This is a genomic window from Streptomyces bicolor (assembly GCF_000719285.1).
Lineage (GTDB): Bacteria > Actinomycetota > Actinomycetes > Streptomycetales > Streptomycetaceae > Streptomyces > Streptomyces bicolor.
In genome coordinates this window covers 97026-113572 of the sequence record NZ_JOFS01000027.1, presented here as the reverse complement: position 1 = coordinate 113572, position 16547 = coordinate 97026, and the positions used below count along the sequence as shown (strand labels likewise).

Annotated in this window: 11 protein-coding genes; 6 read left to right on the top strand and 5 right to left on the bottom strand. The window is 71.4% G+C overall.

Annotated features, from left to right (window positions below; translation table 11 throughout):
* Window positions 1-258 precede the first annotated feature (258 nt).
* The 5 genes from IF78_RS0130345 to IF78_RS0130325 form a co-directional block, all read right to left on the bottom strand.
* Window positions 259-5238: a family 43 glycosylhydrolase gene (locus tag IF78_RS0130345; protein WP_031486078.1), complete on the bottom strand. Its 4980-nt coding sequence runs from the start codon at window positions 5236-5238 to the stop codon at window positions 259-261.
* Between the two features lie 173 nt (window positions 5239-5411).
* Window positions 5412-6062, bottom strand: a complete 651-nt coding sequence (locus tag IF78_RS0130340; RefSeq protein WP_031486077.1) for a DedA family protein — start codon at window positions 6060-6062, stop codon at window positions 5412-5414.
* A gap of 100 nt (window positions 6063-6162) precedes the next feature.
* Window positions 6163-6849 (bottom strand): GntR family transcriptional regulator, encoded by a 687-nt coding sequence (locus IF78_RS0130335; RefSeq protein ID WP_031486076.1) that lies wholly within the window; start codon window positions 6847-6849, stop codon window positions 6163-6165.
* 71 nt (window positions 6850-6920) lie between these two features.
* Window positions 6921-7721 (bottom strand): aspartate/glutamate racemase family protein, encoded by an 801-nt coding sequence (locus IF78_RS44005; RefSeq protein ID WP_234439912.1) that lies wholly within the window; start codon window positions 7719-7721, stop codon window positions 6921-6923.
* Between the two features lie 47 nt (window positions 7722-7768).
* Window positions 7769-8986, bottom strand: a complete 1218-nt coding sequence (locus IF78_RS0130325; RefSeq protein ID WP_031486075.1) for a serine hydrolase domain-containing protein — start codon at window positions 8984-8986, stop codon at window positions 7769-7771.
* A 266-nt stretch (window positions 8987-9252) separates the two neighbouring features.
* Between IF78_RS0130325 and IF78_RS0130320 the strand changes: the two genes are divergently transcribed.
* From IF78_RS0130320 to IF78_RS0130290, 6 genes are all read left to right on the top strand, one after another.
* Window positions 9253-9666, top strand: coding sequence for a YciI family protein (locus tag IF78_RS0130320; protein ID WP_031486074.1), 414 nt, complete (start codon window positions 9253-9255; stop codon window positions 9664-9666).
* A complete protein-coding gene (locus tag IF78_RS0130315; protein WP_031486073.1) occupies window positions 9666-10811 on the top strand; it encodes an RNA polymerase sigma factor in 1146 nt (381 codons plus the stop codon). Before IF78_RS0130320 ends, IF78_RS0130315 begins: the two co-directional genes overlap by 1 nt.
* A 333-nt stretch (window positions 10812-11144) precedes the next feature.
* Window positions 11145-12278, top strand: coding sequence for a leucine-rich repeat domain-containing protein (locus IF78_RS0130305; protein ID WP_031486072.1), 1134 nt, complete (start codon window positions 11145-11147; stop codon window positions 12276-12278).
* Window positions 12275-14071 carry an ankyrin repeat domain-containing protein gene (locus IF78_RS0130300; protein WP_063762214.1) on the top strand — a complete coding sequence of 599 codons (1797 nt, stop codon included), beginning with the start codon at window positions 12275-12277 and terminating at the stop codon, window positions 14069-14071. Before IF78_RS0130305 ends, IF78_RS0130300 begins: the two co-directional genes overlap by 4 nt.
* A complete protein-coding gene (locus IF78_RS0130295) occupies window positions 14068-15300 on the top strand; it encodes an AAA family ATPase (RefSeq protein WP_234439911.1) in 1233 nt (410 codons plus the stop codon). Before IF78_RS0130300 ends, IF78_RS0130295 begins: the two co-directional genes overlap by 4 nt.
* Window positions 15297-16484, top strand: coding sequence for a vWA domain-containing protein (locus tag IF78_RS0130290; protein ID WP_031486069.1), 1188 nt, complete (start codon window positions 15297-15299; stop codon window positions 16482-16484). Before IF78_RS0130295 ends, IF78_RS0130290 begins: the two co-directional genes overlap by 4 nt.
* Window positions 16485-16547 lie beyond the last annotated feature (63 nt).

The window sequence follows — 16547 nt, the reverse complement described above, 5'->3', positions numbered from 1 at the left end:
TTCTGCATCGTCAGCCCCTCAAGCATCACCAGCACTCCCGAAGCCGATCCGCATACCAGGCGAAATGCATGTAATTGCGATGTAAACGCCCTCTTAGAGCCTGTGTCATATCCCCGGCTGGGCGCGCGACGCCTGGCACGCACACTCGCCGCGTTGCCGAACCGCCCACGTGGCTCCGCCACGAGGGCGCTCCGGCGCCTTGCGATCGCACGCACCAGACGCCGCGCGCTGATCCGGCCGGGGATATGACACAGGCTCTTATCGCAGGGCGCCGCCGACCTCGACCACACCCATGGCCTTCGCGCCGCTGAGGTTGTCGTAGACGACGTCGCCGGTGGACTTCTTCCAGATCCTGATGCGGAAGGTGTCCGGCCCGTCGGTCGCGGTGATCCGGAAGCCGTAGCCGCCGCTGCCGGCCACAGTGCCGGAGCCCTGGTACACGGCCTGGGTGCCGGTGACCACGAGCCAGTCGGAGCCGGTGGAGCGGAACTTCAGCCTGGCCGGCCCGAAGTCGAGGGACGCCTTGCCCGTGGGGACGGCGGCTCCCTTGGCGTACGCGGCGGCGAACGAGAAGGCCGCCTTGCCGGTCAGGGCGGGCTTGGCCGGGTAGGCCCCGGCCGGGGAGGTGATCAGGCCCGCGCCGAGCGCGGGTCCGGCGGCACGGTCGTAGACGATCAGCTCGGGGAGTGTCGTGCGGTCCGAGCCGTCGTCGTTGTCCGTGACGGTGACGACCGGGTGGAGGATGCCGGCCTTGGCGTAGGTGTGCTCGGCTCGGCAGGTGGTGCCGTCGACCGTGCCCGCCGTCGGCTCGGTGCCGTCCCGCCAGTCGACCCGGCAGGTGTGGGTGTCGCCGACGTCGGCGTCCCGGAACTCGGCCCTGACGGTGGTGCGGTGGCCGGCCGCCACGGGGGCCGTCGGCCCCGTGGCGGAGGTGATCTTCGGGGCTCGGTTGACGATCGGGTCGATGCCCGTCAGGGTCGGGACGACCTTCTCGAGCAGCCCGTCGGAGTCGAACTCCAGCTTGTCGACGGTGGTTTCACGGTGGGTGCCGTCACCGCCGGGGATGGCGAACCGGTGGTAGGCGATGTACCACTCGTCGGTCTTCGGGACGTGGACCACCGAGTGGTGGCCGGGTCCCTTGATGCCGAGGGAGAGGTTCTTCTCCAGGATCACGCCGTGCTTGGTCCACGGGCCGGTGGGGGAGGGGCCGGTGGCGTAGGCGACGCGGTAGTCCTCGTCGCGGGTGTCGTTCTCCGACCACATGAAGTAGTAGGTGCCGGCCCGCTTGATGACGAACGTGGCCTCGCGGTAGCCGCTCGGGGTGATGTCCTTGACCTGCGATGTGTCGATCGAGGTCATGTCGTCGTTCAGCGGGGCCACGTACGCTCGGCCGTTGCCCCAGTAGAGATACGACCGGCCGTCGTCGTCCGTGAACACGGCCGGATCGATCATCTGGCCGCTGTACTGGCCCGCCTTGAGCAGCGGTTGGCCCAGCGCGTCCTTGAACGGGCCTGTCGGTGAGTCGGACACCGCGACCCCGATGTTGGCGTCGGCGGAGAAGTAGAAGTAGTACTTCCCGTCCTTCTCGGCCATCGTCGGCGCCCAGGCCCTGCTGTCCGCCCAGGACACGTCGGGACCGAGGTCCAGGATGACGCCGTGGTCCTTCCAGTGGACCAGGTCGGTGGACGAGTACGCCTTGAACTGCGTGCCGCTCCAGCCCTCGAAGCCGTCGGTCGTCGGGTACAGGTAGTATGTGTCGCCGAAGCGGACGATGTTCGGGTCGGCGTTGAGACCCGGCAGGACCGGGCTCTTCATGACGAGCGCCGAGACCGTCCAGCTGCGCTTCTTGCCGTCGGAGCCGGTCACCTCGTACGTCACCGGCTTGCTGAAGTCCTGGACGCTGCCCGAGGCTGGGCTGATCGCCGCGCCGTGGGCGAGGGTGAACTCCGGGGCGAGGGCGGTGAGATCGGTGCCCTCCTTCATCGGCAGCGTGATCCTGCTGCCCGAGTTGTCGATGAGCGCGTCGACCTTCAGCGCCGGGTGCGTCGCCTTCGCGATGCCCGCGGTGTTGCCGCTGAGCTCCATGACCTCGGCGGCCGTCAGAGCCCGGTCGTAGACGCGGAAGTCGTCCACCTCGCCGCCGAAGTACGGGTCGGCCGCGTACAGGGACCTGCCGATGTAGCCGCTGTAGTCCTTGTTCGCGTCGTACAGCTCGGACGGCTTGATGGTGGTCGTCGTGCGGGCGGCCTCGATGCCGTCGACGTAGAGGACCATCGTGCCGGTCGAGCCGTCGAGGGTGACGGTGACGTGCTGCCACTCGCCGGGGGTGAGCCTCGAGCCCGCCGTCAGCTTCGACTCCGCCGACCAACTTGCCTTCGTGATCGCCGAGTAGAGGCTTGAGCCGCCGTTGGAGGGGGTGGCGAACAAGTACTTGTCGCTGTCCGGACCGAGCCCGAACAGCCACTGGAAGTTGTCGCCGCCCTTCCACTTGGCGTACGTCGAGACGGTGACGCTGTCGGCGTTCTTCAGCACGCCGTTGGGGATCTTCACGTACGGCGAGCGGTCGTCGCCGGACATCTTGAACGAGCCGTCGTCGACCCCGGTGCCGAAGTCGGGCGTACGGACATAGGTGCCGTGGTGGCCGTGACCGCTGGAGTCGCGGGCGATGTTGCCGCCGGTCTCGTCGAAGCCGTAGTGCACGAGCAGGTCGGCGGGCACGTCGGGGCCGTCCGCCGAGACGGTGACCTCGGCGCGGACCGGGATCGCGGCGCCGTCCGGCAGGCTGCCCGTCACCGTGAAGGTGCCGGCCTGCGCGTATTTCGACTCCGGGACGTCCTCCCAGGTCACCGCGACGGGACGTTTGACGCCGTCGGCGTAGGTGGCGATCACGGTGGCCGGCAGGACGGGGGCCTGGCCGATGCCGGTCTTCACGGAGACGTCCTCGACGCCCTCCACCAGCTGGTCCGGCTGGTAGGCGCGCAGCAGGCGGTCGTACTCGGCCTGGGTCACCGGCAGGACGGTGCCGTGGCGGGGCTTGGCCGGGAGGTCGTAGCCGGTGGACGGGGTCCAGGTGCCGGACGCGAGGTCGGTCGTCTCGAAGGGGATGTAACCGCGCCCGCCGAACTCGTCCAGGAACGCGTACCACTTGTCCTCGGTGTTCGACTTGAACACCAGCGGCCCCTCGGCCGCGCTCATCGAGCCCTTGCCGATGCCCTCGGCGACGGCGTCCCAGGACAGGTCGAGGAGGGAGTTGCTCTTCTCCTCGAAGATGAACTTGCTGTTGGGCGTGGAGGAGGTGTTGTTCCGCTCGTCCTTGGAGAGGCGGAAGTACGTCCCGTCGTGCTGGATCACGGTGGAATCGATGACCGAGTAGCCGCGGTCGATCCAGACCTTGGGCTCGCTGAAGGTGTGGAAGTCACGGGTGGTCGCGTACATCATGCGGTTGTAGGTGTCGCCGGAGTGCGCCTCGTTGTCGTACAGCTTCGACGCCCAGAAGACGACGTATTCACCGCGCTGCGCGTCGTAGAACGCCTCCGGCGCCCACGTGTTGCCCGCGCTGTCCGGGGAGACCTTGACCAGGCGCTGGTTCGTCCAGTGCACGAGGTCGGTGGACTCCCAGACCATGATGGACTTGCTGCCGGTGCGCTGGGAGGCGTCCCAGTCGCCGTTGCCGTAGATCCTCAGGTCGGTGGCGATCTGGTAGAACTTGTCGCCCTCCGGGGAGCGGATGATGAATGGGTCGCGCAGGCCCTTCTCGCCGAGCGTGGAGGTCAGGACGGGCTTGCCGTCGTTCAGCTCCCGCCAGTGCAACGGGTCGTTGCCCTTGCTGAGCGCGGCGTAGAGCTGCTCGCCGTCCGAGGTGCCCTCGCCGGTGAAGTAGCTGAACATGTAGCCCTTGAGGGCCTCGTGCTTCGGCAGTTCGGGCACCTTCGCGGTGAAGGCGCGGGTGGTGCTCGCCTCGCCCTTGGTGACGGTGGCGGTCAGTTCGACGGTGGTGGCGCCCGTGCCGTGTGCGGGGCGGTGGACCAGGCCGTCGGGGGAGATGACCTCCGGGTTCGCGGAGGACCAGGTGACGCTCGTGCCATGGGCACCGGTCGCCGGAAGGGTGAGGTTGCCGCGTACGTCGTCGAGGTTGTGCACGGTCAGGGCAGCCGCGGCCTGCTCGGTGGCGGTCCGGTCGTCGAAGTCGGCGAGCACGGTGACCTCGAAGGTCTTGGTGTCGGTCACGGTGCCCTTCTTCAGGGCCGCCGTGAGCGTGGCGTGCGCGTCGGGCTGACCGGCGGCGGGGCGCGTGACCTTGCCGGAGTCGGACACGGCCGCGGGGTTGTCGCTGGTCCAGCTGATCGTGGAACCGCCGGCCGTGCCGGTCTTCGGCAGGTCCAGATCGGCGACGACCGCACTGGTGTCACCGAGGCTCAGCGCGGCCTTGTCGTCGGCGATGCCCTGCGTCGACACAGGGAGGGAGAGTTGCTCCACCTCGGAGTCGGCGAGGGCACGGTCGTAGACCCGGAAGTCACGGATGCTGCCCTTGAACAGCTTGTCGCCGGAGTAGACCGACTTGCCTATGTGGTTGGCGGTGGTGGTGCCGGAGCCGATCGAGCCCGGGGTGATGCTGACGGAGGTGTTGCGGCCGACCTGGACGCCGTCCTCGTACAGCACGCCCGTGGTGGCGCTCTGGGTGTAGGTGATGTGCTTCCAGACCGAGCGGGTCAGGTTGTGCGAGTCGGCGGGCCTGGTGGTCTGCTCCGTCGACCAGTTGCCGGTCGCGATGGACGTGCGGAAGGAGTTGCCGGTGGTGAAGAGGTAGCCGTTACCGCTGCTGCCGCTGGAGTTGCCGAAGCCGTAGAGGAAGTACGGCGTGGTCTGCGTGGCATCGATCCGCACGTCCATCGAGACGGTGATCGCGTCCATGCCCTTCATGACGTCGTTCGGCACCTTGATGTAGGTGTCCGAGCCGTTGAAGGCGAGCCCCTGACCGGTGCCCGACCAGTCGGCGGCGCCGCTCACCGTGCCGTCCCGGCCGTTGCCGGAGGCGTCGGTCGCGGTGCTGCCGGAGGTGGCGTCGAGCTTGTACCAGAGGGCGAGACCATCGGTGATCTCCGCCGCCTCGGTGGTGCCGGCGGCCTGCGCGGGAAGGGCGGGCCCGGCGAGTCCCAGCAGCAGCGACGCGGCGGTCAGTCCGGCGAGTCGGCTCGCCAGGCGTCTCGCTCGGACACGGACGCGTGCGATATACGGCATGTCGAGTTCCCTGCTGAGGCATGGCGGGGCCTCGGCCGTGGGCACCCTGCCGTTTCGGCTGTGTGACGTCGTGTTGCGAGAGTGTCAATCGGGGTGTGGCACAGCGTCAAGAGGTTTCGAACAATGTCCGACTGGCCGAACGTCCATGGGTGCTTGGCCGCTTGAGGTACGGGTCAGCGATCGCGCCGCGCCCGGCGCGACTCGGTCAGTACCGGCAGCAGGGGGAGCAGTGACACCAGGACGACGAGGGCGACCAGCGGCAGCAGATAGTCGTCGATGTCGGGGACGGAGGCTCCCAGGAGATATCCGGCCAGGACGAGACTCTGCGACCAGAGCAGGCCGCCGACGATCTGCCAGACGGTGAAGGTCCGCGTGGGCACGCCGAGCGCACCGGCCGCCGGGTGCAGGACCGTCCGCACCATCGGGACGAAACGGCCGATCACCAGAGCCTTGCCGTACCCGTAGCGGGCCAGCAGCTTCTCCGCCCGTGCCGCCGCCTCCCGTACGCGCCGTCTCTCGGTGCGGGCCAGCAGGGCCCGGCCGCCGTGCCGCCCGAGCAGGAACCCGACCTGACCGCCCGCCACGGCGCCGACGGCCGCGCATAGCAGCACTTGCCACAGCACAAGGCGGGGCGCCTGCTCGGCGGTCCCGGCACACAGCACACCGGCCGGGAAGAGGAGCGTGTCGCCGGGCAGGAAGAAGCCGACCACGAGCAGGCCCGACTCCGCGAAGATCACCACGAGGACACCGAGGGCCCCGAAGGTCGCCAGCACCGAGGCGCCGTCCATCGGGTTGACGGCGAGCGCGGCATCGAGGGTGCCCATCGGTTCGACAGCGATCACCGCCATCACCTCCCGGCCGCCCTCGTCGCGCGCCCTCCCTGTCAAGCATCCCGTGCGTGCGGCGCGGGCGCCTGCCCCGGCATCAAGGGGCCGGTGTGTCGGCGAACTGGTTGGTGTCGAAGAGGCGGTTTATGTGGCCGCCGAGTTCGGACCAGTGCCGGCCCGAGAGCTCCGCGGCGGCGCGGGCGTCACCGGTGGCGCAGACGTCGATGAGCTGGTCGTGGTGCTCGATGGTGTTGCGGCCGCCGAGCAGGGTGGAGAACTTGCGGTAGAGGATGCGGTGGATCTGCGGGTGGAGCTGCTCGACGACCCGGCTGAGGACGGGGTTGTCGGCGGCCGCGATCGGGACGGCGTGGAAGCGGTCGTCGGCGGCGAGGGCGGCGGTCGTGTCCTCGGCCGCGACGGCACGCTCGAAGTCACGGTTGGCTTCGCGCATGCGCTCGAGGTGCTGGTCGGTCATGACCGGGACGGCGGTCTCGACGGCGAGCCGGTCGAGGGAGCGCAGGACGGCGAGGGTCTTCTCGACGTCGCGGCGGTTGAGGGTCGTGATGCGGGTGTACACGCCGGGCTTGGCCTCGACCAGACCGATGTCGGCGAGCCGGGCGAGGGCCTCGCGCACCGGGGTGCGGCTCAGTCCGAGGCGCACGGCGAGCTCGCTGTCCTTGACCTTTTCCCCGGGGACGAGTTCACCCCGCACGATGGAGTCGCGCAGACGGTGAAAGACCTCGTCGCTGAGGAGGCGGCGGGAGACGGGGCTGTCGAGCGACATATTGCGTACGATACATCGGCCGTTTCGGGCGTCCGCCGAGGTCATCCCCGCAGATCGGGCTTCCGCCGAGGTCATCCGCGCAGGCTGACCGGGTGGGGCGGCGCCTCGCCCCCCGTACTGTCGCGGGTCCGGCGGACCAGGGCCCGGGCGAGGGTGAGGGCCGGGTCGACCAAGGGGACCTCGACGGCGTCGGCGGGGAGGCCGAGGGGAATCTCGGTGCAGCCCGCGATGATCACCTGCGCGCCCCGGCCGGCCAGTCGGCGTGCGGCGCGGGCGAGCAGTGCGGTCGTGGCGTCGTCACGGAGACCGGCCTTCACCGCCCGGATGCCGGCCATCACCTCGGCGTCCTGGCTGTCGGCGTCGGGCAGCACGAGGTCGATGCCCGAACGGTCCAGCCACTCCTGGTACAGCCCCGCCCGCACGGTGCCGGTGGTGGCGAGCAGCCCTGCCGTACGCACCTGGGGGCTCAGCGTGGTCAGATGCCGGGCCACCTCGCCGATCATGTGGACGATCGGCAGGCCGACACGGTCGACGATGCGGGGGACGAAGGCGTGTGCGGTGTTGCAGGGGATGGCGATGACCGTGGCGCCGGCCTCGCGCAGGACACGGCTGCCGTCGAGGAGCCAGGGGGTGGGGTCGGGTCCGTCGCCGAGAAGTGCCGCGGTGCGGTCGGGATGGTGGGGTCGGACCAGATGACCGTCCTGAGGTGGTCCTGGTCGCTGCGTCCCGGGGTCAACGACACCAGCTTGGCGTAGAAGTCGGCGGTGGCCGCCGGGCCCATGCCGCCCAGAATGCCGATGATCTCCTGCGTTCCTGTCGGGTCGGTCACTGGGCGATGTCCTTGGGCAGGGGAGCGGGTTGGTAGCATGCAATATATTGCATGCTACGTGCTGAAGTAAGGGCCGCCCGTGCGCGTTCTCTACCTGGAGACCGAGGGACGGCTCTCGCAGAGCGCAACCCGGACGGCAGCCTTGATGTCGTCGCTCTGTGCGTCCGAACCGCCAGGGTCGAGGTTCACCATGACCGTCGCCTGCCTGCCGTCGACCGTGGCACCGCCCGCCGTCTCGTACCCGAGCATGTCGCCGGTGTGCCCCCAATAGAGGCCACCGCAGGGCAGCGGCCTGCTCTCCAGGCCGAGGCCGTACGCCCGGCCGTCCGGGTTGCCGGTCGGCCGCGTCCTCGTCATCTCCCTCAGCTGGGCCGGGCGCAGCAACTCGCCGCGTACGAGCGCGTCCAGGAACCGGTTGAGATCGGTCCCGCTGGAGATCATCTCGCCGCTCGCACCCGCGACCGAGGGGTTGACCGCGGTGAGGTCCATGAGGGGCGCGTCCTCGCCCGGTCGCACGTACCCCTGTGGGTGCGGACCGGGGATCACCGGGTCGTCACCTGGCACGTACGTCTCCCGCAGGCCGAGCGGCCTGATGATGCGCCTGCGGATCTCATCGCCGTACGGATGGCCGGCCACCTTCTCGATGATCATGCCGGCCAGCAGGTACCCCGTGTTGGAGTAGCGCCAGCCGGTGCCCGGCTCGAAGGTCGGCGGGTGGGCGAGCGCGATGTTCACGAGCTCACGGGCGTCGTGATGGGCCAGAGGGTCCCTGAGGATCTCCGCCGGGCTGAGATGCTCGAGGATGTCGGGCACGCCGCTGGTGTGCTGGAGAAGCTGACGGACGGTGATGTCGCGCCCGTCGTTGCCGTGCCCCCGGACTACGCCCGGCAGGTAGCGCTCCACCGGCGCGTCGAGAACGACGCGATGCTCTCCCACCAGCTGGAGCATGACCGTCGCCACGAACGGCTTGGTCATGCTGCCGATCCGGAACCTGCTGTCACGGCGCACCGGCGCGCCGCTCCGCACGTCCGCGACGCCACTGGTCAGCACGGCGCTCCCGGTCCGGTCCCGCACTTCGACGAGCGCACCGGGGCCACCGTCGACGGTGGTCAGCCGGTGGAGGAGTTCGCGCAGCCGGGGGTGGCCGGTGGCGTCGGCGACGCCGAGCACGGTGTTTTCGCCGGTGGCCCGGACCATGCCGGCGGTGTGCCCCAGCGGTGTGTCGCCGCTCGCCGGCGCGCCCGCCGCGACACCGACCGCCGCGGCCAACGTCAGTAACCCACCCACCGCACGCCTGCGCTTGAACACGTCTGCCCCCTGGGCGTACGCGACCCGGCCCCCTGCGGGCCTGGCCTCGCCGTACCGTCCAACGATGGCCTCGGTGCGCGAGCCGATTCGATGGGGCGGCCATCCGGATCCAGGGTGGGGGAAACCCCCGGTTCACGGGTCGCTTCGACCTCCTGCCGACTCCTGCCGAAAAACTTCCCACGGCGATGTCGAGAACCCGCTTCCGGCTCCGTCCCCGGGGTGAACGCGACCACAATGGATCGCACCAGCATCGAGGAGAGATCACGATGGCCAAGTACCTGCTTCTCAAGCACTACCGCGGCGCCCCGGCTGCGGTGAACGACGTGCCGATGGACCAGTGGACGCCGGAGGAGATCTCGGCGCACGTGCAGTACATGAACGACTTCGCGGCCCGGCTCGAGAAGACCGGCGAGTTCGTCGACGGTCAGGCGCTCGCCCCCGAGGGGAAGTGGGTCCGGTACGACGGTGAGGGGCGCCCGCCGGTCACCGACGGCCCGTTCGCGGAGACCAAGGACCTCATCGCCGGCTGGATGGTGATCGACGTCGACAGCTACGACCGTGCGGTGGAGCTGGCCGGGGAACTGTCGGCCGCCCCCGGGGCGGGCGGGAAGCCGATCCACGAGTGGCTGGAGGTGCGCCCCTTCCTGACCGCGACGCCCACCATCACCGAGTGCCATTGATGAACGAGGCCCTGCTGAGGAGCCTCACGCCAAGCGTGCTCGCCATCCTCGTCCGCCGCGGAGCCGACTTCGCGGCGGCCGAGGACGCCGTGCAGGAGGCGCTCATCGAGGCGGTCCGCGTCTGGCCGGACGATCCGCCGAGGGATGCGAAGGGCTGGCTGGTCACTGTCGCCTGGCGCAAGTTCCTCGACGCGACCCGGGCGGACGCCGCCCGCCGCAGGCGTGAGGACCGCGTCGAGGAGGAGCCGCCGCCCGGCCCCGCGCCCGCCGTGGACGACACACTCCAGCTGTACTTCCTCTGTGCCCATCCGTCCCTGACGCCGTCGTCCGCCGTCGCCCTCACGCTGCGCGCCGTCGGCGGACTGACCACCCGCCAGATCGCCCAGGCCTACCTGGTGCCCGAAGCGACCATGGCGCAGCGCATCAGCCGGGCCAAACGCACCGTCTCCGGCGTGCGGTTCGACCAGCCCGGCGACGTCGCCACCGTGCTGCGCGTCCTCTACCTGGTCTTCAACGAGGGCTACTCCGGGGATGTCGACCTGGCCGCCGAGGCCATCCGCCTCACCCGTCAACTGGCTTCCGCGATCGACCACCCCGAGGTGGCCGGGCTGCTCGCCCTCATGCTCCTCCACCACGCGCGGCGGGCCGCCCGGACCGCGCCCGACGGCAGCCTGGTGCCGCTGGCCGAGCAGGACCGCGGCCGCTGGGACACGGCGCTGATCGCGGAGGGCATCGAGATCCTCCAGTCGGCCCTCGCCCGCGACCGGCTGGGCGAGTTCCAGGCCCAGGCGGCCATCGCCGCGCTGCATGCCGACGCGCCCACCGCCGAGGAGACCGACTGGGTGCAGATCGTCGAGTGGTACGACGAACTCACGCGGCTGACCGACAGCCCCGTCGTCCGTCTCAACCGCGCGGTGGCCGTCGGCGAGGCCGACGGACCCCGGGCCGGCCTTGCGGCGCTCGCGGCACTGGACGACTCCCTGCCCCGCCACACCGCGGTGGCGGCCTACCTCCACGAGCGCGACGGCGACCTGGCGACCGCGGCACAGCTGTACGCCGAGGCGGCCCAGAAGGCACCCAACCTCGCCGAGGTCGCCCATCTGACGCGCCAGGCCGCCCGGCTCAACGCCCGTCGACGTCGCTGACGGGTCGGGCGAATCGTCAACGCCCGGCCCTCCGAAGGCCGTACAGCCCTCGGGGGAATGCCAGGAGTCGTAACGCCCGTGCGGATCAGGCAATGTGGCGAGACCAACCGGGTCCGAACACAGAGGCGAATGCCGCTATGATCTCCGCGGCAAGGCTGTAGCGCAGAGGTCGTCGCGCCCAAGCATCAAGCTGGAGGACGTCGGTTCGAATCCGACCGGCCTTGCCGCCCTTGTCGTGGAGGAAAGTCGATTGGCGTCGGTTCGTCCTGGGCGGGCGGAGGGCGATGCCGCCCTCGGCGAGCCGGGTACCGGCGATGGACCGGTGGAGTGGTGATGACGCAGCCGACACCCGTACGCTGCCCCGCGATCGAGCACCCCGACATCCCGATCAGCGATCCCGCCGCTCTGGAGCCGTTGCTTGCCCGACTGCGCTCCGCGCAGCCGGTCGAGGCCGACGAGGCCTTCCCGCTCGGCACGGTGCGCGCGGACGGGCGTGTCGATCTGTGCAAGCAGGGCCTGGGAGCGGTCGGCGCAGACCGGTTGATGCCGGTCGCAGCCGCTTCTCCGCACGTCGCCCATGTCCTGCTCGGCACCAACGCCATCGGCGACGAGGGAGCCCGCACGGTCGCCGACGCGCTGGTCGACGGCCACGGCCTGCACACGCTCTACCTCGGGTGCAACCGCATCGGGCCCGAGGGCGTCACCGCACTCGCCGACGCGCTGACGACGGACGGCACTGTCCGCGCCCTGTGGCTCAAGCGCAACCCGGTGGGCGACGAAGGCGCCCGGGCCCTGGCCACGACGCTCCGCCGCAACACCGCACTGCGCACCCTCGACCTGGTCAACACCGGTTTGAGCACCGACGGTCTACAGGCCCTGCTCGATGCCCTCACCAGCCGGCCCAGCCCGGTGGAACGCCTGTTCCTCGGCGGCAACGGCCTGACCGCCGACGCCGCCCCGCTGCTGGCGGCGCTGATCCGTGAGGCGGGGGTACGCGAGCTGTACCTCCCCGCCAACCACCTCGGAGACGAAGGCGCCGCGATCCTCGCCGCCGCGACCGACCCCGCACGGCCGGTGCGCCTCGGCCTGGGCGGCAACGGGATCGGCCCCGTCGGCGCCCGGGTCCTCGCCGGTTCCCTCGGCGGGATCGAGGCACTCGACCTGGGCCGCCCGCCGTCGGAACGCAGCCTCGGCGCCCCCGCCAACACCACCGGCGACGAAGGCGCCCACGCGCTGGCCGCCGCCCTGGCGGGCAGCCCGCTGCGCCGGCTGGAGCTGTGCCACACCGGCCTGACCGGCCGGGGCGCCAAGACACTGCTGGCGGCGGTGCCCGACAACTCGCCCCTGGAGTACGTCGGTCTGGGACCCGGTCTGCCCCGCAGGGTCAAGCGGTCCTTCACCCGGCGTCTGCGGCCCGTCGGCAGGGCGCATCCCGACCTGCGCGCGATAGGGAGTGTCTACCGGTGAGTTCTCGTGGCGAACTGCGCTGCTTCCCCCCGGACGAGGCGGCGAGCCTGCGCCGGATCCGCCGGTACGCGGTACCCGGCTGGATGATCGAGCGGGCGACCGAACGTCGTCTGGCCGGTGACTGGCGCGGTGCCTGCGCTGCGGCGAACGTCGACGTCACCTTCGACCTGTCCGATGTCGCCGACCACTGCGGCGACGACGTCGCCGCGGCCCTCGAGGACGACCTCCGCCACTTCGCCCCCGACCTGCTGCGCTGGCACCTGCCACGCGTACTCGGCGGACGGACCACGCTCGCTCCGGACTGGACGGTCGTCCTCGCGCGCTACCGCCCCAGGGCAGCGGACGAGCGCCGCCGGACCACGCCCTACCTCCACATCACCACCGCTCCGATGACCGAAGGACCGCAGCGGATCGCCCTGCGGTTCAGCACGCTCGGGGTGGTCGAGCGGGCCGCGGGAGCCTTCGGGCGGGACACCGGGGACTGGCGGTACGCGCGGCACCTGTGGGACGTACGGCACGCCGCCGAGCTGCGTGAACGGTGCGGTGGCGGCACGGACAGGCCGCCGTTCTTTCGCGCCGACGGCACCCCGCGCGGCGCGGAAGACCTGCCGGCCACCGATCCCGGGGACGGCGACCCGGCGGCGCGGGCCGAGTGGGCCACGCTGCTGCACCAGAAGGGCGAGACACAAGCCGCCTTCGCCGCCGCCGGGGTCGAGCTGGACCTGACACCCCCGCAGAAGTCGGGCTGGTACCAGGCGGATCCGGAGCGACTGCTGAGCGGGATGGCGCTCAACCACACCCGCCTGGAGCCGGAAATACGCCGGCAGATGTCCGAGGGCGTCGGCGACCGATTCCTCATCGCCCAGCACTGGCGTACTTACGTCCTGCTGGAACCGACGGGCCCCGCCGGGATGCTGGTACGAGCCGTCGACCGGGACGACGTCAAGGACGAGCCCATCCTCGCCGCGGCCCTGTGGCGCAGGCTCCCCGACCTCGACCTGATGCGTGTCGGAGGCGTCGCGGCGGACCATCTGCATCCGCTCGTCCGCGAGTCGCTGTTCCCCGCCCTCCAGGTCCCGGAAGGCCCGGTCGGCCCGCCGGGGCCGACGGCTCCCGCACCCGTGCGGGTCAGGTGCCGGGGCGAATGGCACGAGGTGGCCTTCCGGCCCGGCGGCCTGCTGCGCATGCCGCACAGCGACGAGGAACAACAACGCGAACGCGCCATGCGCGCCTTCGGCGGTGCCGTCGCCGGATGCTTCGCCGTGGAGCAGACGTGGACCTCCGGAGAAGGCCGCCTGCCGAAGGCGCTGCGGGCGCAACGCCACGAACTGTTCCTGCGGGCTCAGCACGGTGACACCCCGGGTGTGCTGGCGCTCCTGGACGCCGGTGTCGACCCCCGCGTCCGGGACGCCGGGGGGCGCACCTTGCTGCACGTACTGAACCTCCTCGACCACGAGACACTGCTGCCGCGGCTGCTGGCGGAGGGACTGGACCTCGAGGCCCGCGACCAGCGGGAGCGCACGCCGCTGTTCGTGGCGGTCAACGACCTCGGATCGAAGGAACTGGTGGAGGCGCTCCTCGCCGCCGGGGCACGGCTCGACGTGGTCGACCAGTCCGAGCTGTCACTCGCCCAGCTCGTCCGCCGGTACAAGCGGCCCGACCTGGCCTTCCTCCGGGAACGCGTCCTGGAGGAGCATCCGGGCGTCGGCGCTCAGTGGTGGGACGAGTGGCAGGACGAGCAGGAGCAGTACGACGCTGACGATCCCGACGACGAGGAAGAGCTGCCCTCTTGAGCACCGAAGCCGGCCCCTTGGCTACCGACGGTACCGTCCCCACCGCGGCGTCCCGCCCGCTGGCGGCCGCGGACGACCTCAACCGCAGGCTGCGCGCGCGACGGACCGAGCCCGCCGCGAACCCGCAGTTGGAAGCGCTCGCCCTGGCCGTGACGGCGAATCAGCCCGTGTTGCTGTGGGGGGAGCCGGGGATCGGCAAGTCGGCCGCCCTGGAGCAGCTCGCCGCCGGGCTCGGCCTGCCGCTGGAGACGGTCATCGCCAGCGTGCACGAGCCCTCTGACTTCGCCGGACTGCCCATCGTCGGTGATGACCCGGCCGTGACCGGTGTGCCGATGGCCCCGCCCGACTGGGCGGTCCGCCTGGCCCGAGCCGGACAGGGCGTGCTCTTCTTCGACGAACTGTCCTCCGCACCCCCGGCCGTGCAGGCGGCGCTGCTGCGGGTGGTGCTCGAACGACGGGTCGGCAGCCTCGTCCTGCCGGAGGCGGTACGGATCGTCGCCGCCGCCAACCCCCCGTCCAGCGCGGCCGACGGCTGGCATCTCAGCCCTCCGCTCGCCAACCGGTTCGTCCACCTCGAATGGACCCATGACCCCCGGACGGTCGCCCGCGGCATGGCCGGCACCTGGCCGGAGGTGAGCGTGCCCGTCGTCGGCGCCGCCAAGGTGCCCGGTGCGGTCGCACGGGCCCGCGGTGCGATCTCCGGCTTCCTCACGGCCCGGCCCGGCCTGGTCCACCACATCCCGGGCGACGCCGAGAGCCGGGGCCGCTCCTGGCCGTCCCCCCGGACCTGGGAGATGGCACTCAAGCTGCTCGCCGCCGGGTACGCGGCCGGCGTCGGCCGTGAGGCGCTGGCCGCCGCGCTCACCGGTGCCGTCGGGGACGGCGCGGGCATCGAACTGCTGTCGTACCTCGAACACCTCGATCTGCCCGACCCCGACCGTGTCCTCGCCGACCCCGACGCCTTCGCCCTGCCCGACCGCGGCGACCGCCAGCTGGCGTTCCTCATCGCGGTGGTCGCCGCAATCCAGAGCGACCTCACCCGGCCCCGGTGGGAGGCCGGCTGGGCGGTACTGGCGAAGGCCGTGGACGCGGGCGTACCGGACGTGGCCGCCCGGGCCGCCACCGACCTCGCGGCGATGCGGCACCTCGACTGGCCCGTACCGCCCGGCATCGACGGGTTCCTGGAGCTGCTGCAGATGTCCGGGGCGCTGCCCGGCGCCGGCCGGTGACGGGGGACGCGCGCCGCGCCCTGGACGTGACCAAGCTGCTCGCGGCCCGTTACCGGGCGGCGAGCGACCGGCCGTATCTGGCGTCGGCGTTGTACGCGCTGACCGTCGTCGCGAGCACCGACGTCCCGACGATGGGAGTGGACCGGCACTGGCGCTGCTATGTGTCCCCCGCCTTCGTCGACGCGACGCCGGTGCCCGAGCTGGCGGGCGTCTGGGTGCATGAGGCGGCGCACCTGCTGCGCGACCACCATGGCCGCGCCGACCGCCTTCCCGCCGCCGCCCAGCGCGACCGGCACCGCGTCAACGTCGCCCAGGACTGCGAGATCAACGACGATCTCCTCGCCGACGGCCTGCGCCTGCCCGACGGGCGCATGGAACCGCGCCTCTTCGGCCTCCCCGAGGGCCAGTTGTTCGAGGTGTACGTCGACCGACTCCCGCCGCACGTACGAACGCCGGACTGCGGATCGGGCGCCCACGGCCGGCCCTCGCCCTGGGAACTCCCGGAGTCGGCCGGCCCCGCCCGGCTCGGCGAGGTCGAGGCGCAGGCCCTGCGGCGGCAGACCGCCGAGGCGATGCGCGCCCACCAGCGCACCCGCGGCAGCCTGCCCGCGGGCTGGCAGCGCTGGGCCGAGGAGGTCCTGGAACCCACGGTGGACTGGCGACGGGCGCTGTCCGGCGCGGTCCGGGAGGCCGCCGCATGGGCCGGCGGAGCCGTCGACTACACCTACCGCCGACCCTCGCGCCGTACTCCGGCGCTGCGCGGCGTCGTCCTGCCGAGCCTGCGCCGCCCGCTGCCGCGGGTGTCCGTCGTCATCGACACCTCCGGATCGATGGGTGACGCCGAACTGGCGGCCGCCCTCGGCGAGGTGACGGGTGTTCTACGCGAGGTTGGCATACGCGGCAACCGCGTCACCGTGCTCGCGTGCGACGCCGACGTGCACGCCGTGTCCCGGGTGACCGCCACCGAGCAGATCACCCTGGGCGGCGGTGGCGGCACGGACATGCGCGTCGGTATCGAAGCGGCCCTCGCGACGCGGGACCGCCCGAACATCGTCGTCGTCCTCACCGACGGACACACCCCCTGGCCCGACGAGAACCCACCCTGCCGCATCATCGCGGCTCTGATCGGCTCCGCCGCACCACAGCCCCCTGGCTGGGTGGAGACGGTACGCATTCCCACCTAGAAGCCGAGCCGGATCTTGGCGGCCGGCGGTGACGTGGTCGCGTGACCCGAGCGGGCTCGGCCT